The sequence below is a fragment of the Bifidobacterium italicum genome (genome assembly GCF_002286915.1).
In the GTDB taxonomy this organism is placed as follows: domain Bacteria; phylum Actinomycetota; class Actinomycetes; order Actinomycetales; family Bifidobacteriaceae; genus Bifidobacterium; species Bifidobacterium italicum.
The window spans coordinates 1-25926 of record NZ_MVOG01000005.1; the positions used below are offsets into that span (position 1 = coordinate 1).

Genomic DNA, 25926 nt, shown 5'->3' on the forward strand with positions numbered 1-25926 from the left:
CGTCGGGCGACGTCGTCGACATCGCGTCGGCGGATACACGCTCGACGCGCGCCTCGGCGCCGGCGCGATGGGGTCGGTGTGGCGTGTGACGGACGGCGGCGGCACCAGCTACGCGATGAAGATACTGCGCGATTCGCTCAACGACGAAGCCGCGGATGCGGAGGGGCGACGCGCGCAGACGACGGCGCGCGAACGGTTGCGCCGCGAGGCGATGGCGCTCAAGCGGATCAAGGATCCGGGCGTGTGCAGCATCGTCGATATGGAGCTCGACGATTCGCTCGCGTTCATCGTCACCGAACTCATCGAAGGCGACAACCTGCGCCAGGACGTCGCGCAGAACGGCCGCTACGTGGGCAGCGACCTCGAACGGCTCGCCGAGAAGCTCATCGCCGCCGTGCACGCGGTGCACGCGGCCGGCATCGTGCACCGCGACATCAAGCCGACGAACGTCATGGTCTCGGTCACCGGCCCGATCCTCGTCGACTTCGGCATCGCGATGGGCGAGGGCGAAAGCCATGTGACGAGCACCGGCCTCGTCATGGGCACACCGGGATTCATCGCCCCCGAGATCATCGAAGGACAGGAAGCGACCGAGGCGACCGACTGGTGGTCGGCGGCCTCGGTGCTCGCGTTCGCGGCGACCGGCGCGCCGGTGTTCGGCACGCAGCCGATGCTCGCCGTGCTGCAACGCGAGGCGGCCGGCAACGCGAACCTGCAGGGGCTGCCGCCGCGCACGCTGCAGGCGTTCCGCGCGGCGCTCTCGCCACATCCCGAGGAACGGTGCACGCCCGACGAACTGCTCGACGCGATATCGGCGGACGCATGGGAGGCGGAATCGCACCTCCCTTTTGAGCCAGCCGCCCCGGCCACCGGAGCGACCTTCAGGAAGAACGAGAGCGTGAACAACCCGCGCACGTTGTGGCGCGCGCAGTCGATGCCGACCGCTTCGATCCTGTTTCCCGGCGGCCGCCCGCGCGCCGCCGCACCGTCGGATGAAGGCGGCCGATCCGGCGACGGCATGCGGACGCATGGCGACGTGTCGCTCGATCCGCCACGTCCGCCGACGGCGACACGTCCGCTCACGGCCGCCACGACGTCGCTGCGGCCGCCCGCGGCGACGCCAGCACCCGCGGCGACGCGCATGCTGCCGACCAATGCCGACACAGCCGCGGCCGACGCCGAAGCGACGCAGGTGATCGGACCGATCGAACAGCCGACGGTCGCGCTCACCGCGATGCACGACGCGACGGCACAGGGGGCGATGACACAGGCGGCGGCACAACCCACGATGACGCGATCCGCCGCGGAGCCCGGGCAGGATGCGACGCAGGCGCTGCGTCCGGCGACATCCGCGCCGTCGTGGCGGACGGTGCGGACGCAGGAGGGCGTGCAGTCTCCGCAGCCGCAATCGGACATGCAGCCGCAACAGCAGGCGCCCCAGATGTATGCGCAGCCGGCCTTCGCCCAGCCGCCGCAGGACGCGACGCCGTACTACGCGGCGCGCGGACGGCTCGCCTGCCTGCTGCCGCTCGCGCCGCTCGCTGCGCTCGCCGCAAGCCTGCCGGTCGTCGCGCCCATCGTCGCGTCGGCCATGCTGTGGATGCTGATGGCGGTCGGCTACAACGCGGACGCGCAGACCGCACGCATCCGGCGCCGTCAGGGCGCACGCCGCGGCAGCGACGCGGCGGTCCGCGCGATCTCGTTCCCGTGGCATCTGCTCAAATCGATCGTGCTCGTCATCCCGGCGACGCTCGCGCTGTGGCTCGCGGATGCGCTCGTCGTCGCGCTCGCGACGTTCGTCTGCCGGCTGCCGTGCTACGAGACGCCGCTGCCGCTCCTCGGCGGCTCATTGACGGTCGCCGTGCCGGACGCGGCGCCGGCGTCGCCGACCGGCGCGAGCTGCGCGATCGCGTTCGCCGTCGGCTGGCTGCTCGCCGCGCTCGGCCCATGGTCGTCGCCGATACGGCTCGGCGCCGGGCATCTGCTCGGTCTGACGCGGCGCGAACGCGAACATGCGCAGCTGCCGCCGCGGCACAACCGGTGGCAGTGGGTGTGGCTCGCGCTCGCCGTCATCGGCGTGTGCGCGGCCGCGATCAACATCGAGGTGTCGCCGGCCGTCGCGTGGTGGCCGCTGCTGCCGTGGTAGCCGCGGCCGTCGTCTCGGCGCGACGCCCTGATGTGCGCGCTTCGTGACGGATGTGCGCGAACGGTGGATTTTGGCGGCACGGCAACCTACACTCGAGACAGATTCAGGAAAGGACCCCGATGGCTCGAAACAACCCATCCAAACGCGACCGTCGCGAGGCCGACGCCGCCGCGCGGCAGGCGCAGGCGGCACAGGCGGCGAAGGAACGCAGGCAGCAGACGATCATCGGCGCCATCGTGGCGGCCGTGCTCGTCGTGCTCATCGTCATCGCCGGCATCGCCGTCTGGCGCAGCACACATCCGACGGCGGACAACGTGTCCACGACGACGACCGAGGAGGCGAAGGACGCGAAGACGACGCTCGCTACGTCCCCGTCGAAACCGTCGGTCGCCGACGACCAGGGCGGCATCCTCATCTCGGCGAACGGGTACGCCAAGCCGGTCGCCGACGTGCCGACCATCGGCATCTACATGGACTTCATGTGCCCGGGCTGCGGCAGCCTCAACCAGAACCTTGACAAGGACCTCGTGAAGATGGCCGACGCCGGCCAGATCAATCTGGACCTGCATTTCATGTCCTTCATGGACCGCTTCTCGAGCGACGAGTACTCGACGCGCACGGCGAACACGGCGCTGTACATCGCCGACCACGATCCGGATCCGGACCATCTGCTCAGGTTCATGTCCAACCTCTACGCCGCCGACTTCCAGCCGGATGAATCGAACTACGTGCCGATCAGCGACGAGAAGATCGCCGAACGCGCCGTCGACGCCGGCGTGGACAAGGACGTGGCCAACAAGGCGATCACCCGCCAGTACGACGACTACCTCGACGCCGTCAACACCTACACGCCGACGCGTGAGGAGCTGTGGAGCACGAGCGGCTCGATGAAGGGGTCGATGTCGACGCCGACGGTGACGATCAACGGCAAGTACTGGGACATCCACGACGCGAAGGTCACGTCGAAGGCGTCGCTCACCGAGGCGCTGTGCGACGCGATCGGGCTCAAGCCGGCGGATATCGGCGTCAAGGGCGATCTGCCGTCGATCGGCGCGAAGGGCGACGCGCTCATCCCGTGACGACGCGCCGGACGCGCGACGTGAAGATGCCGTGTGCGTTCGGCGCCCGACGTGTCCGACGCCTTGACCGTTCCAGATGAACTGCTATGCTGTTCACGGTCGGCGCGCGACGCGCCCGGCGCGACAGCGTCAGCCTCCTTAGCTCAGATGGCCAGAGCGGCCGCCTTGTAAGCGGCAGGTCGTCGGTTCGATCCCGACAGGAGGCTCGATTTGCATTGAGGACGAAGAATCCATATACTCATTATGTGTATGAGAAGTTTGGCCTCATGCAAAGGAATACTTACCTCCGAGTAAGCAAATCCTGAAGGCTCCCCCAACCATAGCCTTCAGGTGCGGGTGAAGCATCCCCCCAACCAGCTTCGCCCGCGGGGGGCGAGAACATCCCCTTCTCTCTCGCCCCCACCCCTTCCAACGGAAACCCTGCGTCCATTGGCCGCAGGGTTTCCTGTTTTTCTTGTCCTCCACGCCCCGTGCGCGGCCCGCACATCCGCGCCCCGGCCGTCCACCGGTCGGTCCCGTCATGCGCATCGACGGTTCGACCCGCGAAACGGGGCTTCCGCGGGCGGAACCATCGAACTGGTCACGGGACGCGATGAGTGACCGAGAATCCAGGGAAACCGAGACGAAGGAACGCAGGCGGCGCGGCCGTGGACATCGACGCGGACACCGACGGCGAAAATGGCGGCGCGCGTCAGTACAATCGTGACAGGACAGCAATGTGCAGGAAAGCAGGAAAAGGGGAACTATGCCCAAGCGATGGTCACCGCGACGTACCGTGACGTTGCGTCGCATCCGCGTCATGGCCTGCGCCGTCGCGATCGTGCTGGCGTCGTGCCTCACGTTCGCGTGCACGGCACGCAAGTCGGTCGCGCTTGACGTCAACGGTGACACGCGCCACCTGACGACGTACGCGACGACGGTGAGCGGCCTGCTGCGCGAACAGGGCGTCGACGTCAAGACGCACGACCTCGTCCAGAACACCGGCGACGGCACGCTCGTCGACAACGACGTCGTCACCGTGAAAAGCGCCTACCAGACGACGATCACGATCGACGGACAGCAGATGCCGTTCTGGACGGTCGCGGACAGCGCCGAGCAGCTGCTCGACTTCTTCGAACAGAACGAGGTCGCCGCGTCGCGCATCACCGTCGACATCAAGAACGTCTACAACCAGCTCACCGGCGGCATGGTCATCAACGCCGACGGCCCGGTCACGGTGATCGCCGACGGCAAGACGTCGATCGCGCCGAACGGCAAGCTGCCGGCGGCGTCGATCCTTGATTCGAAGGGCATCACGCTCGGCAAGGACGACCGCGTCAGCGTGCAGAAGGACGGCGGCAAGACGATCCTGCGCGTGCAGCGCGTGACCTACGGCGACAAGACGGAGACCGTCGTCATCCCGTATACGACGCGCACCGTGCTCGACGACGCGCTCGAGCCGGGCGCACGGCGCGTCGACATGACCGGCGAGAACGGCGAGAAGAAGATCACCTACCGCATCACCTACGTCGACGGCGTGCCGGTGGAGACGACGCAGACGAACGAGGTCGTGACGAAGACGGCGCTCGACGAAGTCGTCGCCGTCGGCCCGGAGAAGGTCGAGCTGCCGCAGGAGGGCACGGCCGGCGCGGCCGCAGGCGACGCGAACACCGGCAACGACACGGATGGCGACGCGGACGACGACGCGGACGCGCCGACGCAGACGCCGGGCGACGAACCGACGCAGCAGCCGTCGGCACAACCGAGCGACGAACCGACGCAGACGCAGCAGCCGACGCAGACACCCACACAGACGCCCACGCCGCAACCGACACAACAACCCACGCAGACACCCAAGCCCACGCCGCAACCGACACAACAGCCAACACAGCAGCCACAGCCGACGCAAACACCCAAGCCCACGCCGACGCCACAGCCGACGCCACAGCCGACGCCACAGCCGACACAGCCGAGCACGCCGGCGGAGAACTGCCGCCTGTGCCGTCCGTCGGCCTCCGCGGCGCAGGCCTACGCCGCCGGCGCCGCCGCGCAATACGGCTGGACCGGACAGAACTGGAGCGATCTCGTAAAGCTGTGGAACCGCGAATCGGGATGGCGATGGAACGCCGAAAACCCGTATTCGGGCGCCTACGGCATCCCGCAGTCACTGCCAGGCGACAAGATGGCCGCCTTCGGCACGAACTGGCGCAACGACGCCGCCGTGCAGATCGACTGGGGCCTGAGCTACATCGCCGGCCGCTACGGCTCGCCGATGAAGGCCTGGGAGCATTCCGAACGGGTCGGCTGGTACTAAAACCCGCGCCGACGCCGCATCGGCGGCGCCCGCGCCGACCGTCCGCATCCGCAGCCATCCATCAACACCGACGATTCCGATTCCAAGGGAAAGACGACATATCCGCATGAGCGCACACGACGAACACCGCGCCGCCGAAACCGCCGCGACGTCCACGGCAGCCGCATCGGCGGCCTCCACCGATGCCACATCCACGACAACCGCCGTCGAAACCACCGCGGGCGCCCCATCGGCCGGCGGCCATCTGCTGGGCGCCGCCGACATCCGCCGCATCGCCGCCGACGCCGGCATCAGCCCGACGAAGAAGTTCGGGCAGAACTTCGTCATCGATCCGGGCACGGTGCGCCGCATCGTGCGCGAAGCCGGCGTCGGCGCCGACGACCATGTGCTCGAGGTCGGCCCCGGCCTCGGCTCGCTCACACTCGCGATCCTCGAGACCGGCGCGCGGATGACGGCCGTCGAGATCGATCCGCCGGTCGCGCAGCGGCTGCCGGCCACCATCGCCGAGTTCATGCCGCAGGCGGCCGACCGTCTGCGCGTCGTGCGCGCCGACGCGCTCACGCTCACACCGAGCAACCTCCCCGACTTCGACGATGACGCGTCGTTCACGCTCGTCGCCAACCTCCCGTACAACGTCGCGACGCCGATCCTGCTCACGCTGCTCGAACGCTTCGACAATCTGGGATCGTTCCTCGTCATGGTCCAGAAGGAGGTCGCCGACCGTCTGTCCGCGCAGCCCGGATCGAAGATCTACGGCACGCCGAGCGTGAAGCTCGCATGGTACGGCGTCGCGAAATCGGTCGGCACGATCGGCCGCAACGTCTTCTGGCCGGCGCCGAACGTCGACTCCGCGCTCGTGCGTTTCGACCGCCACGCGCCGGGTGAGGGACCGGCCGCGCACGCGAAGGCGGGACGCGAGGCCGCATTCGCGCTCATCGACGCCGCCTTCGGACAGCGACGCAAGACGCTGCACGCCGCGCTGAGGAAGGTCGTTCCGGAGGGCGCCTTCGCCAAGGCCGGCATCGACATGACGCGCCGCGGCGAGACGTTGACCGTCGACGAATTCGTGCGGCTCGCCGACGCGGCGAAGGAGCTTGGCGCATGAGCGCCCAAATCGTGAGCGTCGACTGCCCGGCGAAAACGAACCTGACGCTGCACGTCGGCGAACGACATGAGGCATGGGGCGGCCGCCACGCGCTCGACACGATGTACTGCGCCGTCGGCGTCTACGACACGGTCACGCTCGAACAACGCGCCGACGGCACGGGCTGTTCGCTCGAGATCTCCGGACAATATCTGGGCGATCTCGCCGCGTCGAGCAGCGACATGCTGCGCAACCATGCGATGCTCGCATTGTTCGCGATGGCGCAGGCCTGCGGACGCGAACCGGATGTGGCCGTGACGATCGAGAAGAACATCCCGGTCGGCGCCGGCCTCGGGGGCGGCTCGGCGGACGCGGCCGGCACGTTGCTCGGGCTCAACGCGCTGTGGGATCTGCACTGGCCGCTCGAACGGCTCGCGCCGATCGCGGCGACGCTCGGCGCGGACATGCCGTTCTGCCTCGTCGGCGGCTACGCGCACGGATCGGGCTACGGCGAGATCGTCGCATCGGTGGCGGCGGACGATCCACGCATCGCGGCGTTGCGCGCCGACGGCTACGACGGCCGCGTGCTCGTCGGCGCCTACCGCGCGCAGCTGAGCACGCCGGAGGTGTATGCGGCCTTCGACGTGCTCGGCGGCGACGGGTCGCCGAACGACCTGCAGGCCGCGGCCGTGTCGCTGCACCCGCGTTCGGGCGTCGCGATCGAGCTGGCGACGGCCGCCGGCGCGACGCGCGCCTTCGTCTCGGGTTCGGGACCGTCCGTGTGCGCTTTCGTACCCGACGACGCCGCCGCGCGCGCCGTCGAACGGGCATGGCTCGACGCGCAGGCCGTCGACCGGCTCTTCGTGGCGCAGGCGCCGGTCGCGCCGATCGTGCATGCGCTGGAACACCGGCCGGACGGGGGCGCCAACGGCCCCGCAGCGTCAGCATAATGGGATAAGGTGAGACCACACACACCTCGTCAACAAGGGATTGGGTATGGCACAGAACAACGGGGCGCGCGAGGCCCGCAAGGCATACGTACGCAAGCGCCAGTCGATCGTGTTCGGCATTATTGGCGTCGTGCTCGTCGTCGCGCTCGTCATCTCGACGCTCGTGTTCTTCCATGTGGGCGGCCTCGGCGAGACCGCGCAGAGCAAGGAGTCGGCGAACTACGGCCGCACCGCGCCATGCGTGTCCCCGGCGGCCGACGGCTCGACGCCGAAGTACGTGGACAACCGTTCGGTGACGGTGCGCGTGCTCAACGGCACGCAGTTCTCCGGTTTCGCGCAGGCCGTCGCCGAGGCGCTCGAGAACCGCGAGTTCGTCGTGCAGGGCGTCGACAACTACGACAGTTCGAAGGTGGAGCGCACGCTGATCATCTTCGGCAAGAACGCGATCCCGCAGGCGTATACGCTCGCAAGCAACTTCAGCGACGCGCAGATGGTCATGGACGACCGTCCCGACAAGCTCGTCGACGTCGTGCTCGGCGCGACGTTCAAGGATCTCGTGCCCACCGAGGACCTGCCGAAGACCGGCTCCGACATCCCGAACATCGAAGGCTGCAAGGCTCCGGACAAGATGACGTCGCTGCCGAAGGCACCCGACCATACGGCGGTCGGCTAGATCGCCAACACGCCGGTTTGCGAACGCCCCGCACACGATACGTGTGCGGGGCGTTCGCAAACCGGCGTGTTGGCGATCACCATCGGCGCATACCGCACCCACGCCGTTCGCAAACCGGCCTTCGCGCGATCACCACATGCACATCACACACCCGGAACGTTCTCAAACCGGCCGTCACCGTGCGGCCGTGCGCTCCTCGTACCAACGATGCAACTCGGCGACGGCGACGTCGTGCTCGACCGGGCCGTGGTCGAGGCGGTAGTCGAGCATGTGCCGGTATGCGGCGCCCACCTCCGGCCCCGGCTCGAGCCCCAGCTCGGCGATGATCTCATCGCCGTTGAGATCCGGGCGGATCGCCTTGAGGTCCTCCTGCTCCTTGAGCCTGCGCACGCGCTCCTCCATCTCGTCCATCGCCGAGCTGAACACGAGCGCCTTGCGGCGGTTCTGCGTCGTCGCGTCAGCGCGCGTGAGCCGGTTGAGCCGTTCGTAGAGGGGGCCCGCGTCCTTGACGTAGCGGCGCACGGCCGCGTCGGTCCACGGTTCGTCCACGTAGCCGTGGAAGCGCAGATGCAGATCGACGAGATCGCTGACGTCATCGACGATGTGATGGTCGAAGCGCAGCGCCTTGAGCCGTTTGCGCGTGAGCTTGGCGCCGACGGCGTCGTGATGGTGGAAGCTGACCTTGCCGCCCGGCTCGAACTTGCGCGTCTTCGGCTTGCCGATGTCATGCATGAGCGCCGCGAGGCGCAGCACGAGGTCGGGCCCCGGCACCGGGCCGTCGGGAGCCGTCTCGAGCGCGACCGCACGGTCGATGACGATCATCGTGTGCTCGAAGACGTCCTTGTGGCGGTGGTGCTCGTCGATCTCCAGCTGCAGCGCCGGAATCTCGGGGAAGACGATGTCGGCGAGGCCGGAGTCGACGAAGGCCTCGACGCCGGCGCGCGGCCGGTCGGACAGCAGTAGCTTCGTCAGTTCGTCGCGCACACGCTCGGCGGAGACGATCTCCAGCCGCGAGCCCATGTCGCAGATCGCCTCGGCCGTCTCCGGCTCGATCGAGAAGCCGAGCTGCGCGACGAACCGCACGGCGCGCATCATGCGCAACGGGTCGTCGTCGAAGGACTGCCGCGGGTCGACGGGCGTGCGCAGCACCTTGCGCTGCAGGTCGTTCGCGCCGCCGAAGGGGTCGACGAACTCGAGCTGCGGCACACGCAGCGCCATCGCGTTGACGGTGAAATCACGGCGCGACAGGTCGCCTTCGAGCGAATCGCCGTAGCTGACCTCGGGCTTGCGTGACTCGGGGTCGTACACGTCCGAACGGTAGGTCGTCACCTCCACCTTGACCTCGGTGCCGTCGGGACGCCGGCGCAACGCGCCGAGCGTGCCGAACTTGCGTCCCATGTCCCAGAAACCGTCATGCCCCCACCATTTGAGGATCGGCTCGAACTCCTCGGGCCGCGCCGACGTACAGAAGTCAAGGTCATGCGAGGGCCGGTGCAGCAGCAGGTCGCGCACGGGACCCCCGACGAGCGCGAGCTCATACCCGGCATCGGCAAACATCTCTCCCAGCTCAATGGCTTCCGGCCACACTTCGAAGTTCACGGGCTCCCTTTCCGGCAATCGTCCTCACGCGTCGCGCGCGTCCCATCGGCGTTTCCGCCGGTACTTTTCTGCCCTTCAAGCATACCCGTATCCCATCGGCGGCAAAACATGAGTAAGGTGGACTACATGACCACACCCGCAGACGTTGCACGCATGCTTGCCAACGCTGCGGTCAACCATGCCCGCAATCCGCTCGAGCCGGACGCGCTCATGTACACGTCGCAGTCGCAGACGCTGCGCATCGCGACGGACGAGGCGCGCGCGAAACCCGATCCGCGCACGCCTACGCCGGCGATGATGCCGCGCCGCCGCACCGGCGACCGCCCGACGACCTTCGCATCGCTCGACGCGCAGGAACTGCCGATCGTGCGCGAATACTCGGCCGGCGGCCTCGTCTTCGACGCGCGGGGCCGCGTCGCAATCATCGCGCGTCACTCACGCAGCGGCCACCTCGAGTGGTGCCTGCCGAAGGGCCATATAGAAAAAGGGGAGACGCCCCAGCAGACGGCCGTGCGCGAGGTGCACGAGGAGACCGGCATCCTCGGCGAGGTCGTCGATTCGATCGCCACGATAGACTATTGGTTCACTGGAACCAGCCAACGCGTCCACAAACTCGTCCACCACTTCGCGCTGCGCCAGATCGGCGGAGAACTGACGGTGGAGGGCGACCCGGACCATGAGGCCGAGGACGCCATCTGGGTGGACTTCGCCGATCTGGACGACGTGCTCAGTTACCCCAACGAGCGTAAGATAGCTTGGCTGTACGCAAGGAAACTGAACAGGCAGGGCTAACGTGAACCGACGTCACACCAATCCGCACGTCCGGCGTCGTGCTTGGTGCGCGCTGCTGGTGCTGCTCATGGCGATCGCGACGGTGCTCGACGTGCAGACGCCCCGGGCGGCCGCGGACGAAGGCGACGCCGCGACGACCGACGTGCCAGGCGTGGCGCTCTCCGTCGAATCGCTCACGGCCGTCGTCACGGCGACCTCCGGATTCTCCGCGACACTCACCGTCGAGAACCGCACGACGCAGACGATGCCCGCCGGCGTCATCGACATCTTGACGAATCCCGACTACAACTTCGTCTCCCGCACCGACGTGCAGGAGTGGGCCGACGGCGTCGCGCAGATCGACACGACGCATGAGCTCGTGCATGCCGACGTCGCGTCGATCCCGGCCGGTGGCCGCGTCTCCGTGCACGCAGACCTCTCCCCCCACGACTCTGCACTCGCGGCGCTCACGACATGGGGACCGCGGCCGCTGCGCATCCTCTACACCGCGCAGACAGCCGACGGCGCGCAGCCGACGGGCGCGGCGCTCAACACCTACATCACGCGCTCGCAGGACGGCGTGGCCGGCGAGCGCACGCCGTCGATCGGCATGAGCGTCGTCATGCCACTCACGTCGCATGGCTGGAGCGTCGACACACAGGCGCGCCAGCGGCTCATCACGTCGAACGCAAGCGACGTGCCGGCCTCGGCCATCGCGACGCTCGGCGAGGACGAACGCAAGGCGCTGCACGACAAGGACCAGCTGAGCACGAAGTATCCGCAGCTGCAGGTCGTCGCCGACCCGAGCGTGCTCAAAACGCTCGGCACGCCGCATCTGACGGCGCTGATGCAGCCGGCGCGCTTCGACATCACCGCCTACGCGCGCGCCGACGACCCGCAGGCCTATGCGCGCGCCGGCGTCGGCAAGGACATCTGGAGCGCCGAGAGCGCGCTCGCGCAGCTGCGCGGCACGATCGGCGACACGTCAGCGAACGCGCCGACGATCGCATGGCAGGGCTCCGACAGCTGGACGATGGATGCGCTCGACGCGGCGCGCGAGGCCGGCTATGACACGGTGATCGCGACCGGCGACTTCAACATCGCCGACGATTCGACGGCGCAGACGCTCGTCTACCGTGTGCCGACCGAGCATGGCGACGTCACCGTGCTCGGCGCGCAGCCGACGCTCACGGCGCTCGCGAACGCGCATGCCTCGTCGCAGCATGCGCGCGCCGAACGCACCGACGCGGGACGCATCGCGCGCTTCATCGCGCAGAGCGCGTTCTACCAGATGGAGCAGCCCTACGCGCAGCGCACGTTGCTCGTCTGCTTCGGCGAGGACGCCACCGCGCAGGAGGTCAGGATGCTGATGGACGCGCTCGGCGACGCGAGCTGGATCGATCTGAAGTCGCTCGCCGACCTCACGGGTCAGGACACGCTCATCGACTCCGCGTTGACGCCGCAGCTGATCGACGAGAACGTCGGCCTCTCCGACGGCCGCGCAGAGACGGTCCGCGAGACGCTCGTGCAGCTCGGCGCGAGCCGCGACGACCTGTCACGGCTCGCCTCGTCGATCCTCGGCGGAAGGGACGGCGCCGCGACGAAGTCCGGCGGCGCGCCGAAGGACGACGCAAACGACGAGGGCGACGCGGACGCGACGGGCGCCTCCTCCCCCACGGCGTCCGCGACCGCGAATGCGACCGTGGACGCGCAGTCGGCGCCGCCGGAGGCGTCCGACGGCTCGCGACTGACCGAGTCCGCGTATGCACGACGGCTGCTTGACGCCCATGACACGCTCGCGCTGTTCGCGCTGCAGGGCGACACGGCCCTGTGCACGTCGATGAGCAAGGCCACCCAGGAGCTCGCGGACGCGGCGCTCGGCGCGATCACGTTGAGTCCGTCCGGCAACATCAGCGTGCTGTCGGAGACGGCGTCGATGCCGGTCACGGTGAGCAACGGGCTGCCGTTCCCGATCGACGTGCACGTCTCATCGCGCACCGACGCGATCGAGATCGTCACGGCCCGCATGACCCCGATCACGGTGCCCGCGCACGGCGAGGCGCAGGCGTCGATCTCGATCCGTGTGACGACCTCCGGCACGGCGGTCGCGCGCGAACAGCTCGTCGACAGGGACGGCGTCCCCTTCGGCGCCGTGCAGCAGACCTCGATCACCAGTTCGCTGCAGATCAGCGACAAGAGCGGTCTCATCATCATCATCATCGCCGTCGTGCTCGGCCTGCTCGGCCTGTGGCGGCAGTTCCACCGCAAGAAGGATCCCGACGAATGAGTTCTTCCGTAGGCCGCAATTCGCTGATCATGGCTTCCGGCACGGCCGCGTCCCGCATCACCGGCCAGATCCGCACGATCCTGCTCGCAGCGGCGATCGGCACGACCGGTCTGGCGGCGAACGCGTACCAGGCCGGCTCGATGATCCCGCAGGTCATCTACACGCTCGTCTCCGGCGGCATCTTCAACGCCGTGCTCGTGCCGCACATCGTGCGCACGCTGCACAGCGACAACGCCGAGGAGCAGCTCAACAAGATCGTCACCTTCGCCGTCACATTGCTGCTCGGCGTCACCGTGTTGATGGCCGCGCTCACGCCGTGGATCACGCGGTTGTACGTCAGCGGCAGCCCCGAGCTGATCAGCCTGACCTGCGCGTTCACGCTCTGGTGCACGCCGCAGATCTTCTTCTACGGCCTGTACACGGTGCTCGGCCAGATCCTCGCCGTGAAGAACAAGTTCGGCGCCTATGCGTGGAGTTCGGTCGGCGCGAACCTCATCAGCTGTCTCGGCTTCGTCCTGTTCATCGTGCTCTACGGCAACCATGCGCAGTCGTCCGCCGGCGAGTGGACGACGTCGAAGATCGCGTTGACGGCCGGCATGTGGACGCTCGGCGTCACGTTTCAGGCGCTGATCCTGTTCGTGCCGCTGCTGCGCGCCGGCTTCCGCTTCCGGCCGCGCTTCGGCGTGCGCGGCATCGGCCTGCGCACGATGGGGCCGATCGCCGCATGGAGCATGGGCATCGTCGCCATCGACCAGATCGCCAACATCGTCATCACGCGCATCCTGACGGGCGCGCCGGGCATCGCCGAACGCACGATGCACCTCAGCGAGTTCGACGTCGCCGGCAACGCGACCTACCAGAACGCGTACACGATCTACATCCTGCCGTATTCGCTCATCGCCGTCTCGGTCGCCACGGCGATCTTCCCGCAGATCTCGTCGGCGATCGCCGACGACGACATCGAGCGCGCCCGCGGCGACCTGAGCGGCGCGCTGCGCACGGTCGGCGCGATCATGTTCCTGTTCACGGCCTTCTTCCTCGTCATGCCGCTCGCGATCACGCGCGCGCTGCTGCCGACCGTCTCCGTCAACCAGGCGATCCTCATCTGCGGGCCGCTGATGGGCCTGTGCGCATGCCTGCCGCTGGCGAGCGCGTACCTGATCATCCAACGCACGTTCTACGCCTTCGAGGACGGCCGCTCCCCGTTCATCTTCATGGCGATCATGTATGCGCTGCAGCTGACGGCGTGCCTGCTGTGCACGCGCCTGCTGCCGCCGACCGACTGGGCGGCCGCCGTCGGCCTGTGCGCCTCGGCAAGCTACCTGCTGTCCTTCATCCCGCTCGTGCACATGCTGCGCAGGCGCTTCGAGGGCTCGCTCGACGGCCGGCGCATCGCGCTCACCTACGCCAAGGCCTTCGCGGCGATGGTCGTGAGCGTCGTCATCGGCTTCGGGCTGCAGCGTCCGGTCTACCGTCTGCTGCACGTCGACGACCCGTCGAGCACCGGCGTCGTCGGCTGGCTGCAGTCGGTCGGCGCGGCGGCGATGCTGTTCGTCGTCATCGTCGCCGTCTATCTGGCCGTGCTGTGGGTGCTGCGTTGCGAGGAGCTCACGCAGGGGGTCGCCGCGCTGCGCCGCCGTCTTTCGCGCCGCGCGGCGCCCGTCGGCGCCGAAGCGCCCGCGGCGGCGCTCGTCGACGCCGTCGACGGCGAGGAACGCGCCTACGACGCCGCCCATGGCCTCGCCGACGATGACGACGACAGCACGCGCGTCATCCCTGAACTGAGCCGCATCGCGCCGGCGGTGCCGATCGACGAGCTCGCGCAGCTTGATCCGCCGGTGCCGGCGGCACTGGCCGAACCACCGGTTGCGCTGGGCGCCGACGGGTCTCGCACGCCGGCGCCGACGACCACCGCGGACAGTAGAATGACGGTGCACACATCCGCACGGTCTTATGAATCAGGGGTGACCATGAAGCCTCATCTGGGAGATACGATTCTCAACCGCTACACGCTCGTATCGCCGTTGCGTGAAGAGGCGGGCCTGCAGGTGTGGAAGTCGAACGACCGAGTCCTGTCACGCGACTGCCAGCTGTTCATCGTCAACAACCGCGCCGTCCTGCCGAGCACGAACGCGCTCGCCGGCACGCTCGCCGCGTCGCGCGACCCGCGTTTCACGCAGGTCATCCAGCTGCAGCACGACGGCGACATCGCCGTCATCCTCACCCGACTCGACGGCGGCGTCTCGATAAGCGAATACATGCGCGACGACGGCCCCGGCGCGCCGCCGCTCAGCTATGAGGCGATGCGCACGATCATCGGCGAGACGATGGACGCGATCCGCTTCCTGCACAAGGACCGCCTGACGCACCGCGCATTGTCGACCGACACGGTGCGCCTGACGCGCAACGGCGTTCAGCTCGCCGACACCCCGGTGAGCGCCGCGCTCGCCGACACGGCGAACACGCCGGCCTCATACAACGACGAACGCCGTGCGATCCGTCAGCTCGCCGGCGTCCTCTACGGCATGCTCACCCGCACGCCGTCGACGATGCATCCTCGTTTCTCGCTCGACAGGCTGCCGCAGGACACGCCAATCGAGTTCCGCCTCATCGTCAAGCGCGGCCTCGAGCTGAACGAGGGCGACAAGCCGACGGTGCCGCTTGTGACGATGGCCGAGATGGACGCGCTGCTCGGAGCGCGCAAACCGCTGCATGCGCTGACGCGCCATGACCTGCGCCTGACCGGCGCCGACTGCGAATGCTCGATCGTGCGCGCGATGATCCAACCGGCGCTGCCCGGCGACATCCTGCCGATCCCCGATTCGATGGTCTCGTCGCAGACGATGCCGTCGATGATGTTCCCGGCGCAACAGCTGGATCCGGAGTCGCTCGCCGAACTCGAGGAGGAGTCCGAGCAGACGAGCGGGGACGCCGACGACGACGCGGCGGCCGCCCGCTCGTTCAAGGCGTTGTGGAACAAGAGCAAGGCGATCATGGGAGGCACCGATGAGACGGCCGCGAAGATCCCGGAGATCTCGCCGAACAACGCGACCGAGATGTTCACGGCCTTCGATCCGAACGCCGTCCAGGAGACGCCGATGACGCCGTCGCGCATGACGGTGCCGCTCGACGTGTCCTCGATGCGCGACGGCACCGTCGACGAGACGTCGTCGACGTCGTCGACCGGCCATCTGCCGGCGATCGACGAGGATGGCAACATCGTGCCCAACGGCTCGCAGTCGCAGCGCGAACTGCGCAAGGAACGCGAGGACATCGACGCGACCTATGTCATGGGCGCGCCGGCGCTGCCTCCGAGCTTCGCGCCGCAGGAGCGCCCGAAGACGCAGTCGACGTCGAGCTTCGCCGAACCGAAGCCGAAGAAGCACAAGAAGCGCGCCGCGATCGTCGTATGCGTGATTGCCATCCTCGTCGCGCTCGGCTTCGCCGTGCACAGCATCGCGACGAGCGGGTCGCTGTTCGGCTTCGGCGGACAGGACACGACGTACTGGCCGGATTCCGATCTGTCCGACGTCCCCTTCGGCGAACGCAATGGCGGCGATGTGAAGGCGCCGGAGGCCTCGAACCGGCAGACCGAGTCGCCGAAGCCGACGCCGACGCCGTCGAAGGCGCCGAACAACACCGCATACCCGGTAGCCTCGCAGCAGTTCCTCGACCGTCCGGCGGGCCAGCAGGGCTATGGCTACTATCTGCATCTGCAGAACAAGGAGAACGTCGACCGTCTCGTCGTCAAGATCCAGTCGTCCGGCGGCAAGGGCGTCGTCTACGCGAACGCGACGGCCGACAACCCGACCGGCGGCGAGAAGATGGCCGAGTTCACCTTCGCCGACGGCGGCACGACCGAGGTCAAGTTCTCGAAGCCGATCGAGACGCAGGACATCATCATGTGGGTGCCGCTCGACAGCCTGCCCGGCAACCAGCTGTACATCAACTCGGTGCAGGCGTTCTAGGGCCGTCCGCACCTCGATGCGAAGGCCGCGCGGCACGATCCGCGCGGCCTTCGCGTCTTCCGGTGCGCCGTCGCTCATGTGCCCACAGAGAGATGCGCCGAAATAATCGGCGGGGCGCATCTATTGTGAAGGCATGAATGAAATTCGCGACGTCATCATCATCGGCTCCGGCCCCGCGGGCTACACGGCGGCCATCTATCTGGGACGGGCGGGACTGAGGCCCCTCGTCATCGCAGGCGCGCTCACGCCGGGCGGACAGCTCGTCAACACGACGGAGGTCGAGAACTTCCCCGGCTTCCCCGACGGTGTGCTCGGCCCCGACCTGATGGAGTCGATGCAGCGTCAGGCGGAGCGTTTCGACGCCGAACTCGTCTACGACGACGTCGAATCGGTCGAACTCGACGAGACGGTCAAGACGGTGCGCTGCAGCGGCGGCGACGTCTACCGCGCCCGCGCCATCGTCGTGGCCACCGGCTCGTACTACCGTCACCTTGATGTGCCCGGCGAGGAGGAGTACGCCGGGCGCGGCGTCTCGTACTGCGCGACCTGCGACGGCTTCTTCTTCCGCGGCAAGCCGATCGTCGTCGTCGGCGGCGGCGACTCGGCGATGGAGGAGGCCGGGTTCCTGAGCCGTTTCGGTTCATCGGTGACACTGTTGCACAGGCGCGACCAGTTCCGTGCGTCGCGGATCATGGTCGACCGCACGTTGGCGAACCCGGCGATCGACGTGATGATGAACACCGTCGTCACGGGCATCAACGGCGACGGCAGGGCCGTCACGTCGGTCGGCGTACGCGACGTGAGCACCGGCGAGCAGCGCGAGCTCGACGCGAACGGCGTGTTCATCGCGGCCGGGCAGATTCCACAGACCGCGTTCCTCGGCGGCGCACTGGCGCTCGACGACCACGGCTACATCATCGTCGACGGCGCAAGCACGCGCACGAACGTGCCGGGCGTGTTCGCGGCCGGCGACTGCGCGGACCCGGTCTACCAGCAGGCGATCAGCGCTGCAGGAACCGGCTGCCGCGCGGCGATCGACGTGCAGATGTATCTGGAATCGCTCGCCGAGGAGGCCGGCGACTGAGGCGTCATACCGCGCCGAACGAATGCGGCAAAAGGGGCCGTGCGAACCGATTCCGGTCCGCACGGCCCCTTTTGCGTAGACGCGGCGACGCTGCGCCGGGATCATTCGACGGCCGTCGTCACTGCGGATCGAGCAGGCCGATGATGCGCTCCATCTCCTCGGGCGACGAGAACACGATCTCTATGCGGCCGTGGTTCTCCGATCCCTTGATCGAGACCTTCGTGCCGTAGCGCTGCTCGAGGCTGACCTGGATCGGCGAGCCGGCCCACGGATTGTGCTTGTTCGTCTTCGGCTTCTTCGGATGGTCGCTCGCCTGCATCGAGACGATCTCCTCGACGCTGCGCACGCTCAGGCCTTCGTCGACGATGCGCCTGGCGAGCGCCTCCATCGACGCGGCGTCCGGCAGTCCGAGCAACGCACGCGCGTGCCCCGCGGAGATCCTGCCGGAGGCGACCGTCTTCTGCACGCTCGCCGGCAGGTTCATCAGGCGCAGCGTATTCGCGATCTGCGGACGCGACTTCGAGACGGAACGCGCGAGCTGCATCTGCGTCAGGCCGAACTCGTCGATCATCTGCTGATAGGCGGCCGCCTCCTCGAGCGGGTTGAGCGCGACGCGGTGCAGGTTCTCGAGCAGCGCGTCGCGCAGCATGTAGTCGTCGGCCGTCGTCTTGACGATCGCCGGGATCTTCGTCAGTCCGGCGATCTGCGATGCACGCCAGCGGCGCTCCCCCATGATGAGCTCGTATTCGCTGTCCATGCGGTCGGCGAACGGATCACCGGTCGACTGCTTCGGCTGCGCATGCGCGGCCCGGATCTGCTCGACCGGGCGTTTGCGTACGACGATCGGCTGCAGCACGCCGACTTCCTTGATCGATTCGGACAGCTCGCGCAGTTCCTCGTCGTCGAAGACGGTCCGCGGCTGATGCAGGTTCGGTCCGATCTGCGTGACCTCGAGTTCGACGAGATAGCCGCCTTCAACCGGCTTGAGGCCGTCCTCGGCCGTGTCCTTGCGCGCCTTGGCGTCGTCTTTCGCAACGATCGGCGTGCCGTCGAAGAACATGTCGCTCGGATGCGCCATGTCGCCGATCGCCGGCATCGTCGCGCGCTTCGGCGCCGGCGTCGGGGCGTCCGCGTCGTCGGCGGCGTCCTGCGCCGGCGGACGGTGCTCGGCGGCCTCCGGCTGCAGCGTCATCGGCGCGGCGAGCTTCGAGACGGTTGCGCCGTGACGCGTCATCGCGCCCATTGACGGGATCGTCGAGCTCAGCGGGGAGACCGGCGCGGCCGCCTGCTCGCCCGTCACGGGCTGCGTCGGCGCAGCGGGCTGCTTCTGCTTCCCGGGCGCCGCCTTCGTCACCTTCGCGGTCTTCTTCGGCTTCGCCGTCTTCTTCGGCTGCTCGGTCGGCGTCACCGGCGCCGCGGGCTGTTCGCCTGGCAGCGAGGGGAACAGTGCACCGAGTCCTCGGCCCAAACGTGATTTCGATGCCATGTCACTCCTCGTTTCTTCTCGATGCGATGGTCTCCAGCACCACGGCCGACCGGTTGTTAATTTCGAGCGCGGCCTCGCGGTACGCGATCGCGCCCATGCCGCGCGGATCGTAGCTGACGACGGTCTGCGCGAAGCTCGGCGCCTCCGAGATCTTGACGGTGCGCGGGATCGTCGTGTCGAGCACGATGCTCGGATAGTGCGTCTTCACTTCCTCGTACACCTCGCGGCTGAGCAGCGTGCGGCGGTCGAACATCGTCACGAGCATCGTCGAGACGAGCAGCTCGGGGTTGAAGTTCGACTGGACGAGGCCGATCGTGTTGATGAGCTGGCCGAGGCCTTCGAGCGCGTAGTATTCGGCCTGGATCGGGATGAGCATCTCGGAGACCGCGCACATCGCGTTGATGACGAGCAGGCCGAGGCTCGGCGGGCAGTCGACGAAGACGTAGTCGTAGTGCACGTCGCTGTCGGCGAGGAAGTCGTCGAGCGCGTGGCGCATCCGGTTGTTGCGGTCTGGCATGTCGGCGAGCTCGAGGTCGGCGCCGCTCAGATCGATCGACGCGGGCACGACGTGCAGCGTCTCGTAGTCGGGGCAGGTCTGCATGACGTCGGCGATCGTCGCGCGTCCTTCGATGACGTCGTAGACCGACGGGTCGCCGGAGTTGTGCTTCGCGCCGAGCGCCGTCGACGCGTTGCCCTGCGGATCCATGTCGACGACGAGCACGTTCATGCCGGTCTGCGCGAACGCGGCGGCCACGTTGACGGCGGTGCTCGTCTTGCCGACGCCGCCCTTCTGATTGGCGACGGCGATGCGGCGCGTGCTCGCCGGACGCTTGAATTCCGCGGCGTTGATGCGTTCGTAGCGCGTGGATTCGTCGGCGATCTGCGAACCGACGCCGGAGTCGCTGCCTTTGAAAATGCGCGCCAGCGTCTCCGTGGTGCTTTCCATTCCGGGGATGTTCCCTTGATCTGTCACGAGGACTGTCCTCCTAGTTGAGTCGCAGTGTCTTCAAGTCTGTGTAGCCGTATGGACAGGACGGGCGCCCCGTCCCGTTGTGGATAACCTGTGGACGATTGTGGATAACTTCTCTTCCGTCCACGGCGTCTCCATTGTGGAAACCGTTGATTTTCAAGCGGTCAGCGGTCGTCAAGTTATCCACATCGGCATTGTGGATAACTTTTCCGGATCGCCGGACGATGTGGATAATCTACCGCTTTGCGGTCTTCTTGCCGGCCGCCTTCTTGTTGATGATGACGACGCGCGTATCCTCGAGGCCGTCGGCGACCGGCGCCGTCACGACCCGCGGACGCACGCCGCCGTACTGGGCGATGACCTTGCGCGCCTTGTCGATCTCGGCCGGCGCAGAACGCCCCTTGAGCGCGATGAGCTCGCCGCCGGGCTCGACGAGCGGCAACGTCCAGCCGGCGAGCTTCGTCAACGGCGCGACGGCCCGGCAGGTCACGGCGGCGAAGGGGTGCCGGATCGTCTCGCGCACCTCGTCGGGGACGACGACCGAGGCCCTGACATGGCGCTTCGTCGCCGGCCGCCGTTCGTCGAGCGCGGCGATCGCCTCCTCGGCGCGCGCACGCACGACGGTCACGTTCCGCAAACCCATCGCCTCGACGCATTCGTCAAGCCATTCACAGCGGCGCTCCATCGGCTCGATGAGCGTGAATGCATGGTCGGGCAGCATCGCGGCGGCCACAAGCCCCGGGAAGCCGCCGCCGCTGCCGATGTCGGCGACGGTCTTGAACTGCCGCCCTTCGGTCGCCTCGCGGACGAACGGCACAATCGCCGCGGAATTGAGCAGATGCCGCTCCCACAGGATGTCCACGTCGCGCGGCCCGATGAGCCCCCTCGGCTCGCCCTCCTGCGCAAGTTTCCCGTGAAACACCTTCAGCGCATCCAGCGCGTCGCCGAACACCCCTTCAAGCACCGGGGAATCGGCGAGTTGGTCGTCGGTATGGATCTCGTCACTCATAACGCACCATCCTATACCGTTTCCGCATGCAACATCCCCGCCGCCTCGCACTTTTCTTCACGTGAAACCATCATCCCACCACGTGAAACATTCTTCGACGCGCATACCGCGCCGCCATCACATGTCGGCGCGGTACATACGCCGGCGCATGTAACGCGCCATTAATCAACCGGGACGGTTTGTTTACTGGGGCGTAACGGCGGATGGGCGCGCGGAAATCCGCGGTCGCGCACAATCGAAGACAACCTCAGGAAAGGAGATACGGCCATGCAGGAACAGGACACCGAACTGGAACCGCTGCTCGACGACCCCGTCGCGTCCGCGTCGCTCAACACGTTCAGCTCGCTCGCCAAAGGATCACCGGCACCGTACTGGCTGTTCCGCGGCGTGTGCGGCGCATGGGGCATCGAGAGGGAACGCGCGCGGCTCGACCTCATCACCGTCTCCGAAAACGCGACCTTCGTGCTCATCATCGACGGCCGGCCCGAAGGCGTCGTGCGCGTCTCCCAGCCCGGGTATGTGGGCGGTCCGGAAGCGGTCGCCTCGGAGATCGCGTGGCTCAACGCGCTGCATGAGATCGACGGCGTCCACCTGATCGACCCGGTGCCCACCGTGCGCGGCATGTTCGTCACGAGGATCCGCGACCTCAACGGCGTGAGCTGGATGGTCGTCTCCACGAAATTCGTGGAGGGGACGGTGCTCGAGGACCTCGCGAACCCGAGCGCGTACTACGAAACGATCGGCTCATGGGCGGCGAGGTTCCACGCGCAGTCGCGCACATGGAGGAAGCCGTACGGATTCAAGCGGTTCAACTGGAGGCTGTCGGACATGATCGGCGTCTCGCCGCGCTGGGGCCGCTGGAAGACCGCGGAACTGAACGAACTGCAGCGTGGGATCTGCGGGGCCGCGCTCGACAAGGCGCTCTCGGTCATGGCGCACGCGCCGGCTCACCGAGGAACGCAACGTGCTCGGGCCGGCCTACCGCCTGTTCTACCGCAATCCGGTGCACCTCGTGCGCGGGCGGGGCGCGCGCCTGTGGGATGCGGACGGCACGGAATACCTGGACGTGTACAACAACGTCGCATCGGTGGGACACGCGAACCCACGCGTCGTGGACGCGATGACCCGACAGGCGGCCGCGCTCAACACGCATACGCACTACCTGCACGAGAACATCCTCAACTACGCGGAGGATATCCTCTCCACGATGCCCGAGGAAATCGATCGGGTCATGTTCCAATGCACCGGCGACGCGTTCTGGGGCTTCGAGCGGCAGGGCATCGTGCCGGATATCGTCACGAGCGGCAAGCCGATGGCGAACGGACTGCCCACCTCGCTGATGGTCGCGCGCCACGAGGTGCTCGAACCCTTCGCCGGTTCCATCCCGTATTTCAACACCTTCGGCGGCAACCCGGTGTGCATGGCGGCCGCGCAGGCCACGCTCGACGTGACCGCCGCGGACACGGATCAGGCGGCCCTCCTCGGCGCCGCGGAGGGGACGCCGCTGCTGTGCATCCACCGTATCGCCGCCGACGCGTATGGCGTGCCATGCGAGCGCGCGGTCGACACCTACCTGGCCGACCGCATGCGCTTCACGATGCATCATTCCGGCTTCGTGCGCCTCTCCGCCACGCGCACGCAATGATCCGGGGCGTCCACGCGGGGCGGACGATCCCGAGGATGAGTCGCAGAGGCAGGCGTTAGGATGGTGAATGCCGCAGACGTCCAACCGCAGGAGCAGAATCCCCCTCCCGCACAAGGCCCATGGACGCGCAAACAGGAAAGCCGAGGGAACCATGCCGATCACCGACGTCGTATTCGATTACTGCGGAGTGCTGCTAGACTGGCGCCCCGAACTGACGATGGAGGGGCTTGTGCCGACGCCGGTCATCCGGCGCGTGCTCGACCGTGCCGACCCCTACGGCTTCTGGCACTACGACCTGATGAGCGACCTCGGCTGGAGCCCCGAACAGGTCCTCGCGGACTTCCGCCGCCGCCATCCGCATGACGACGCCCTCAACGAGGCGATGCGCCTGTACTTCGCGAACTACCGGCGCGCCTTCGCCGGCATGATGCCCGGCATGCCGGCCCTGCTGCACGAGCTTCACGAGCATGGCTACCGGCTGTGGGGCCTGACGAACTTCAGCACGCCGTTCGTCACGCTCGCGCACGCCGAGTTCCCGGCGATGCATCTGCTCGGCGGCACGATCGTCTCCTCTCAGGAGCGCTGCGCGAAGCCCGATCCGCAAATCTACGAGATCGCGATCGAACGCTTCGGCCTCAGGCCCGAGCAGGCGATGTTCTTCGACGACAAGTTCGAGAACGCGCGCGCCGCGACCGAGATCGGCCTGCACGGCGTGCAGTTCATCGACGCCGGCCAGGCGCTGCAGGCCGTGCGCGACGCGCGCTGAGACGGCACGACGGGCGGGAAACCGGCGATTTGCCCGCCCCGCACCGGCCCGACTACGCTGAGATGCATGTGGCCACGACGCTGTGGCCGCAACGCACGAAAGGAAGCGTAGCTTTATGGTCTACCGCATGATTTTCAATCAGACCGCCTATTTCGGCCGTGGCGCCATCGAAGAGATCCCGAAGGAGGCGAAGGCCCGCGGCTTCCACAAGGCCCTCATCGTCACCGACCCGGTGCTCGTCAAGAACGGCACCGCGAAGAGGGTCACCGACGTGCTCGACGCCGCCGGCATCCCCTATGCGATCTACGACGACGTCCAGCCGAACCCGCCGGTCGAGAACATCCAGCACGGCGTCGAGGAGTTCAGGAAGTCCGGCGCCGATTTCCTGATCGGCCTCGGGGGCGGCAGCCCGCAGGACACCTGCAAGGGCATCGGCATCGTCGCCGCGAACCCCGAGTTCTCCGATGTGCTCTCGCTTGAGGGCGTCGCCGACACGAAGCACCCGAGCGTGCCGATCTTCGGCGTGCCGACGACGGCCGGCACCGCGTCCGAGACGACGATCAACTACGTCGTCACCGACACGGCGAACAAGCGCAAGTTCGTCGCCGTGGACCCTCACGACATCCCGGTCGCGGCCTTCGTCGACCCCGACCTGACCGACGGCATGCCGCGCGGCCTGAAGGTCGCCACCGGCCTGGACGCGCTCACGCACGCGATAGAGAGCGTCATCACGCCGGGCGCGTGGAGTCTGTCGGACGCGCTGTCGATGCAGACGATCCGCATGATTGCGAACAACCTCGCCAAAAGCGTCGAAGGAGACCGGGACGCGGGCGAGCAGATGGCCTACGCCTCGTACATCACCGGCATGTCCTATTCGAACGTCGGCCTCGGCCTCGTGCACGGCATGGCGCATCCGCTCGGCGGACGCCTCGGCGTCGCGCACGGCGTCGCCAACGGCATCCTGCTCGCGCCGGTCATGGCGTACAACAAGGACTATTCGGGAGAGAAGTACCGCGACATCGCCGACGCCTTCGGCGTCGAGGACGCCTACACCGGGGATCTCGAGCATGTGCGCGACGAGGCCGTCGAGGCCGTCGCCCGGCTGACGCGCGAGCTGGGCAACCCGACGACGATCAGCGAGGTCGGCGCGACCGAGGACGATCTTGACGCGCTCGCCGCGGATGCCTTCGCCGACGTCTGCACGCCGGGCAATCCGCGTCCGGCGACGAAGGAGGACATCCTCGAGCTGTACCGCGGCCTCATGTGACCGCCGACGACGTCGACGGCACGAGCGCGAGGGGCGCGCGAACCATAGATGGTATGGTTCGCGCGCCCCTCGCACTCATCCAGACGACCGTCGGCGCTCTCCGGCGCGGCGATCAGTTCTCGACGATGTACTCGTCGTCCTCGAGCTCCTCGTCGTCGGCGTCGTTGTGCTTGAGGTAGATCGTCACGTAGCGCTTCGGCTCCTCGCCGTGCGAACGCGAACGCAGGCCCTCGTCGCGCACGACGTCATGGATGATCTTGCGTTCGAAGGAGTTCATCGGCTTGAGATCGACCGGCTCGCCGGTCTCACGCACATCGTCGACGGCGTCGAGCGCCATGTCGCGCAGGATCTGGCGCTTGCGCTTGAGGAAGCCGTCGACGTCCACGATCAGGTGGGATCGCTCGCCGGTCTCCTGCTGCACGGCGAGGCGGCACAGCTGCTGCAGCGCGTCCACGACCTCTCCGTTGCGGCCGATCAGATGTTTGATGTCGGTGTCGTCGTCGGCCACGATCTGCACCATCGGGCGGCCGTTGCGCACGCCCATCTCGATGTCGCCCTCGTAGTCGGCGATGTCGAGCAGACCCTCGAGGTAGTCGGCCGCGATGTCGGCCTCGCGGTCCAGCTGCTCCACGCTTCGTTCTTCGTCCTGCACCATACGCACTCCTTGCATGCATTGGAATGTTCTCAACATTGTAAAAATCGTTCGGTCCGGGGAGCGTTCCGCCGGACATACACGCCTAGGACACCAGTGTAGGGCAGTCCCCCGCCACCCGACACGACGGCCGCGCGCGGCGGCCGGATACGACGATTCCCACGGCCGTCGGACGGTCGTGGGAATCGGGATGGGAC

At 67.6% G+C, this 25926-nt stretch carries 20 protein-coding genes and 1 tRNA gene; 14 read left to right on the forward strand and 7 right to left on the reverse strand.

What is annotated here, in order from left to right; translation table 11 throughout:
* The 7 genes from B1400_RS01560 to B1400_RS01590 all read left to right on the forward strand — a co-directional run.
* Positions 1–2146, forward strand: a 2146-nt coding sequence (locus B1400_RS01560) for a serine/threonine-protein kinase (protein ID WP_106408290.1), incomplete at its 5' end; no start/stop codon positions are given.
* 119 nt (positions 2147–2265) lie between these two features.
* Positions 2266–3225, forward strand: coding sequence for a DsbA family protein (locus tag B1400_RS01565; RefSeq protein ID WP_095612727.1), 960 nt, complete (start codon positions 2266–2268; stop codon positions 3223–3225).
* 132 nt (positions 3226–3357) lie between these two features.
* A tRNA-Thr gene (locus B1400_RS01570) sits at positions 3358–3431 on the forward strand.
* 539 nt (positions 3432–3970) lie between these two features.
* Positions 3971–5518, forward strand: coding sequence for an aggregation-promoting factor C-terminal-like domain-containing protein (locus tag B1400_RS01575; RefSeq protein ID WP_095612728.1), 1548 nt, complete (start codon positions 3971–3973; stop codon positions 5516–5518).
* A gap of 106 nt (positions 5519–5624) precedes the next feature.
* Complete coding sequence (gene rsmA, locus B1400_RS01580; RefSeq protein WP_095612729.1) at positions 5625–6623, forward strand: 16S rRNA (adenine(1518)-N(6)/adenine(1519)-N(6))-dimethyltransferase RsmA; 999 nt, start codon at positions 5625–5627, stop codon at positions 6621–6623.
* Complete coding sequence (locus tag B1400_RS01585; protein WP_095612730.1) at positions 6620–7552, forward strand: 4-(cytidine 5'-diphospho)-2-C-methyl-D-erythritol kinase; 933 nt, start codon at positions 6620–6622, stop codon at positions 7550–7552. The genes rsmA and B1400_RS01585 overlap by 4 nt, the downstream gene beginning before the upstream one ends.
* 46 nt (positions 7553–7598) lie before the next feature.
* On the forward strand, positions 7599–8225 hold the full coding sequence (locus B1400_RS01590) for a LytR C-terminal domain-containing protein (RefSeq protein ID WP_095612731.1): 627 nt from the start codon (positions 7599–7601) through the stop codon (positions 8223–8225).
* A gap of 174 nt (positions 8226–8399) precedes the next feature.
* Here the strand turns inward: B1400_RS01590 and B1400_RS01595 are convergent, their stop codons facing one another.
* Positions 8400–9824, reverse strand: coding sequence for a CCA tRNA nucleotidyltransferase (locus tag B1400_RS01595; protein ID WP_095612732.1), 1425 nt, complete (start codon positions 9822–9824; stop codon positions 8400–8402).
* Between the two features lie 126 nt (positions 9825–9950).
* On the opposite strand from B1400_RS01595, the gene B1400_RS01600 reads away from it, so the two are divergent.
* The 4 genes from B1400_RS01600 to trxB all read left to right on the forward strand — a co-directional run bounded on the left by B1400_RS01600 (position 9951) and on the right by trxB (position 17934).
* Complete coding sequence (locus B1400_RS01600) at positions 9951–10616, forward strand: NUDIX hydrolase (RefSeq protein ID WP_162288157.1); 666 nt, start codon at positions 9951–9953, stop codon at positions 10614–10616.
* Position 10617: 1 nt separating this feature from the next.
* The gene (locus B1400_RS01605) at positions 10618–12882 is read left to right on the forward strand and encodes a DUF6049 family protein (RefSeq protein ID WP_095612734.1); all 2265 of its coding nucleotides are present in this window, start codon (positions 10618–10620) and stop codon (positions 12880–12882) included.
* Entirely contained in the window at positions 12879–16850 is a 3972-nt protein-coding gene (locus B1400_RS01610; RefSeq protein ID WP_235607259.1) for a murein biosynthesis integral membrane protein MurJ, read from the forward strand. The genes B1400_RS01605 and B1400_RS01610 overlap by 4 nt, the downstream gene beginning before the upstream one ends.
* A gap of 133 nt (positions 16851–16983) precedes the next feature.
* Positions 16984–17934 (forward strand): thioredoxin-disulfide reductase, encoded by a 951-nt coding sequence (gene trxB / locus B1400_RS01615; RefSeq protein WP_095612735.1) that lies wholly within the window; start codon positions 16984–16986, stop codon positions 17932–17934.
* A 118-nt stretch (positions 17935–18052) separates the two neighbouring features.
* Here trxB and B1400_RS01620 read toward each other — a convergent pair whose 3' ends face one another.
* The 5 genes from B1400_RS01620 to B1400_RS09790 all read right to left on the reverse strand — a co-directional run bounded on the left by B1400_RS01620 (position 18053) and on the right by B1400_RS09790 (position 22331).
* Positions 18053–19420, reverse strand: a complete 1368-nt coding sequence (locus tag B1400_RS01620) for a ParB/RepB/Spo0J family partition protein (protein ID WP_095612736.1) — start codon at positions 19418–19420, stop codon at positions 18053–18055.
* A gap of 1 nt (position 19421) precedes the next feature.
* Positions 19422–20366, reverse strand: a complete 945-nt coding sequence (locus B1400_RS01625; protein ID WP_162288158.1) for a ParA family protein — start codon at positions 20364–20366, stop codon at positions 19422–19424.
* A 259-nt stretch (positions 20367–20625) separates the two neighbouring features.
* Positions 20626–21399: a 16S rRNA (guanine(527)-N(7))-methyltransferase RsmG gene (gene rsmG / locus B1400_RS01630; RefSeq protein ID WP_095612738.1), complete on the reverse strand. Its 774-nt coding sequence runs from the start codon at positions 21397–21399 to the stop codon at positions 20626–20628.
* Positions 21400–21560: 161 nt separating this feature from the next.
* Positions 21561–22076, reverse strand: coding sequence for a hypothetical protein (locus tag B1400_RS09570; RefSeq protein ID WP_157909607.1), 516 nt, complete (start codon positions 22074–22076; stop codon positions 21561–21563).
* Positions 22077–22127: 51 nt separating this feature from the next.
* Entirely contained in the window at positions 22128–22331 is a 204-nt protein-coding gene (locus tag B1400_RS09790; RefSeq protein WP_162288156.1) for a hypothetical protein, read from the reverse strand.
* On the opposite strand from B1400_RS09790, the gene B1400_RS01640 reads away from it, so the two are divergent.
* The 3 genes from B1400_RS01640 to fucO all read left to right on the forward strand — a co-directional run bounded on the left by B1400_RS01640 (position 22289) and on the right by fucO (position 25077).
* Positions 22289–23044, forward strand: a complete 756-nt coding sequence (locus B1400_RS01640) for an aminotransferase class III-fold pyridoxal phosphate-dependent enzyme (protein ID WP_157909608.1) — start codon at positions 22289–22291, stop codon at positions 23042–23044. The two genes, B1400_RS09790 and B1400_RS01640, sit on opposite strands and share 43 nt — an antisense overlap.
* A 151-nt stretch (positions 23045–23195) precedes the next feature.
* On the forward strand, positions 23196–23810 hold the full coding sequence (locus B1400_RS01645) for an HAD family hydrolase (RefSeq protein ID WP_095612739.1): 615 nt from the start codon (positions 23196–23198) through the stop codon (positions 23808–23810).
* Between the two features lie 115 nt (positions 23811–23925).
* Positions 23926–25077 carry a lactaldehyde reductase gene (fucO, locus tag B1400_RS01650; RefSeq protein ID WP_095612740.1) on the forward strand — a complete coding sequence of 384 codons (1152 nt, stop codon included), beginning with the start codon at positions 23926–23928 and terminating at the stop codon, positions 25075–25077.
* 112 nt (positions 25078–25189) lie between these two features.
* Here the strand turns inward: fucO and B1400_RS01655 are convergent, their stop codons facing one another.
* A complete protein-coding gene (locus B1400_RS01655; RefSeq protein WP_095612741.1) occupies positions 25190–25732 on the reverse strand; it encodes a Jag family protein in 543 nt (180 codons plus the stop codon).
* Positions 25733–25926 lie beyond the last annotated feature (194 nt).

What these genes read in the sequence shown, in the direction of transcription:
- B1400_RS01565 (WP_095612727.1), top strand. Translation starts at nt 2,266, where the DNA reads ATGGCTCGAAACAACCCATCCAAACGCGACCGTCGCGAGGCCGACGCC.
- B1400_RS01575 (WP_095612728.1), top strand. Translation starts at nt 3,971, where the DNA reads ATGCCCAAGCGATGGTCACCGCGACGTACCGTGACGTTGCGTCGCATC.
- rsmA (WP_095612729.1), top strand. Translation starts at nt 5,625, where the DNA reads ATGAGCGCACACGACGAACACCGCGCCGCCGAAACCGCCGCGACGTCC.
- B1400_RS01585 (WP_095612730.1), top strand. Translation starts at nt 6,620, where the DNA reads ATGAGCGCCCAAATCGTGAGCGTCGACTGCCCGGCGAAAACGAACCTG.
- B1400_RS01590 (WP_095612731.1), top strand. Translation starts at nt 7,599, where the DNA reads ATGGCACAGAACAACGGGGCGCGCGAGGCCCGCAAGGCATACGTACGC.
- B1400_RS01600 (WP_162288157.1), top strand. Translation starts at nt 9,951, where the DNA reads ATGACCACACCCGCAGACGTTGCACGCATGCTTGCCAACGCTGCGGTC.
- B1400_RS01610 (WP_235607259.1), top strand. Translation starts at nt 12,879, where the DNA reads ATGAGTTCTTCCGTAGGCCGCAATTCGCTGATCATGGCTTCCGGCACG.
- trxB (WP_095612735.1), top strand. Translation starts at nt 16,984, where the DNA reads ATGAATGAAATTCGCGACGTCATCATCATCGGCTCCGGCCCCGCGGGC.
- B1400_RS01620 (WP_095612736.1), bottom strand. Translation starts at nt 19,420, where the DNA reads ATGGCATCGAAATCACGTTTGGGCCGAGGACTCGGTGCACTGTTCCCC.
- B1400_RS01625 (WP_162288158.1), bottom strand. Translation starts at nt 20,366, where the DNA reads ATGGAAAGCACCACGGAGACGCTGGCGCGCATTTTCAAAGGCAGCGAC.
- rsmG (WP_095612738.1), bottom strand. Translation starts at nt 21,399, where the DNA reads ATGAGTGACGAGATCCATACCGACGACCAACTCGCCGATTCCCCGGTG.
- B1400_RS09790 (WP_162288156.1), bottom strand. Translation starts at nt 22,331, where the DNA reads ATGACCGAGAGCGCCTTGTCGAGCGCGGCCCCGCAGATCCCACGCTGC.
- B1400_RS01645 (WP_095612739.1), top strand. Translation starts at nt 23,196, where the DNA reads ATGCCGATCACCGACGTCGTATTCGATTACTGCGGAGTGCTGCTAGAC.
- fucO (WP_095612740.1), top strand. Translation starts at nt 23,926, where the DNA reads ATGGTCTACCGCATGATTTTCAATCAGACCGCCTATTTCGGCCGTGGC.
- B1400_RS01655 (WP_095612741.1), bottom strand. Translation starts at nt 25,732, where the DNA reads ATGGTGCAGGACGAAGAACGAAGCGTGGAGCAGCTGGACCGCGAGGCC.